A 2,107-nucleotide genomic window follows, 5' to 3' on the forward strand; every position below is an offset into this window, starting at 1 on the left:
GACCCGAAGAAGGCCGTCAAGGCGATCAAGTCGGCCGTCACGGACGCCGACGAGACGTACGGGGTGCGCTACGACCCCGCGGCCAAGCCGGGGATCTCGAACCTGCTCACGATCTTCTCGGCCGTCACCGGCCGCGGCGTCGACGAGATCGCCGCCGAGTACGACGGACGCGGCTACGGCTACCTCAAGGTCGACCTGGCCGACGCCGTCGTCGCCTTCCTCGAGCCGTTCCAGGCGCGGGCGCAGACCTACCTGTCCGACCCGGCTCAGCTCGACAAGGTGCTCGCCGACGGCGCCGAGCGCGCGCGGGACATCGCGCGCCCGGTGCTCGACCGCGTCTACGACCGGTTCGGCCTGCTGCCCCGGGGCGCCCGGTGAACCTCCCCGACCGCGGCCCGGCCCAGGTACGGATCGGCGTCGCCATCGCGGTGCCCGAGCCGTTCGGCTCGCGGCTCCAGGAGGCCCGTGCCGAGCTGGGCGACCCGCTGGCCCACGCGATCCCGCCGCACATCACGGTGATCGGCCCCACGGTGGTCGACGAGTCCGTGCTGGATGCGGTGGTCGAGCACCTCGAGAAGGTCGCGGCCGAGACGGAGCCGTTCCGGGTCCACCTGCGCGGGGCGGGCACGTTCCGCCCGATCTCGCCCGTGGTGTTCGTGGCCCTCGCCGAGGGCATCGCGGAGTGCGAGCAGCTCGAGACCGCCGCCCGCTCGGGCGTGCTGGCCCAGGACCTGCGGTTCAACTACCACCCGCACGTCACCGTCGCGCACGAGGTCTCCGAGGCCGACCTGGACCGCGCCTTCGTCGAGATGGCGGACTTCGACGGCGTCTTCGAGGTGGACAGGCTCTGGCAGTACGAGCACGGCGACGACGGCGTGTGGCGACCGCAACGCTCGTTCCGGCTCGCGGGGGAGCACCCCGCTCCCTAGGGTCGCGGTGTGAACGACCGACTCGAACGGGCGAAGAGCCGGTCCCTCGTCGCGTACCAGTGGTTCAAGAGCCTGCGGCCCGTGCGGTCGTGGTACTGGTACGTCGACCGCCGCGGCGCCCTCCTCTGCGGCGGCATCGCCTACACCGCGATCTTCTCGCTCTTCGCGGCTCTGACGATCGGCTTCACGGTGTTCTCACGCACGCTCGCCGACCGGCCCGAGCTCCAGGACGCGGTGTTCGAGCAGATCAACACCTGGCTGCCCGGGCTCATCGACACCGGTGACAACGACGGCATCCTCGACCCCACGGACCTGCTGCTGCCCTCCGTCATCAACCCGGCGACCGTCATCGCCGCGGTCGTGTTCCTCTGGACGGCGATCGGCTTCATGCGCGCCCTGCGCATCTCCGTGCGGTCGATGTTCGACCAGCCCGTCGTCGGCGTCAGCCCTGTGCTGTCGAAGATCTGGGAGCTGCTCGGCTTCGTCATCCTCGGCGGGATGATCGTCGCGTCCGCGGCCGCGAGCATCGTCTCGCAGACCGTGAGCCGGCGGGTCGAGGACCTGTTCGGCAGCAACTTCCTCGTCGCCCAGCTCACCGCGATCGGGACGGCCGCCGTGGGGATCCTCCTCGACGCGCTCCTCGTCTACCTCATCGTCCGGGTGGTCGCGCGGGTCCGGCCCCGGAAGCGGCGCGACTTCGTGCTCGGCTGTCTCGCGGCGGGCGTGGTCGCCGGCGCTCTGCGCTGGCTGGGCACGTCGGTGGTCGCGGCTGGGGCGTCGCGCAACGCGCTGCTCGCGGCGTTCGCGGGCCTCGTGACCGTGCTGGTGCTGGTGAACTTCGTGGCCCGGGTGCTGCTGCTGGTCTGCGCGTGGGTGTACGACCCGCCCCGGCTGGACGAGATCGCGCACGCGGAGGCGGAGGTCGCCGCGATGCGGGACGCCGCGGAGATCGAGCGCGTGGTGCGCCGCGGGCAGGGCTCCGGAAAGCCGTGGAGCCCCGTCGTCCGCGGGGGACCATGACCTGGCTGATCACTGGCGGCGCCGGATACATCGGTGCGCACGTAGTCCGCGCCCTGGACGAGGCCGGCGAGAGCGCCGTGGTCCTCGACGACCTCTCCACCGGTGTCGAAGGCCGCCTCCCCGCCTCCGCCACCCTGGTGCAGGGCACCACCCTGGAC

General features: G+C 72.0%; 3 protein-coding genes and 1 pseudogene. All 4 read left to right on the top strand.

The window, feature by feature from the left end; genetic code table 11:
- Nucleotides 1–378: pseudogene (locus ACFWEK_RS21055) on the top strand (tryptophan--tRNA ligase); the annotation flags it as partial.
- Nucleotides 375–929 (top strand): 2'-5' RNA ligase family protein, encoded by a 555-nt coding sequence (locus ACFWEK_RS21060; RefSeq protein ID WP_430546809.1) that lies wholly within the window; start codon nt 375–377, stop codon nt 927–929. The pseudogene ACFWEK_RS21055 and the gene ACFWEK_RS21060, both read left to right, overlap by 4 nt.
- Before the next feature lie 9 nt (nt 930–938).
- On the top strand, nt 939–1,949 hold the full coding sequence (locus tag ACFWEK_RS21065) for a YihY/virulence factor BrkB family protein (protein ID WP_430555303.1): 1,011 nt from the start codon (nt 939–941) through the stop codon (nt 1,947–1,949).
- Nucleotides 1,946–2,107 (top strand): NAD-dependent epimerase/dehydratase family protein (locus ACFWEK_RS21070; protein WP_430555304.1); only part of this gene is annotated, 162 nt, incomplete at its 3' end. The genes ACFWEK_RS21065 and ACFWEK_RS21070, both read left to right, overlap by 4 nt.

It is taken from the genome of Isoptericola sp. NPDC060257 (assembly GCF_042726645.1).
In the GTDB taxonomy this organism is placed as follows: domain Bacteria; phylum Actinomycetota; class Actinomycetes; order Actinomycetales; family Cellulomonadaceae; genus Isoptericola; species Isoptericola nanjingensis.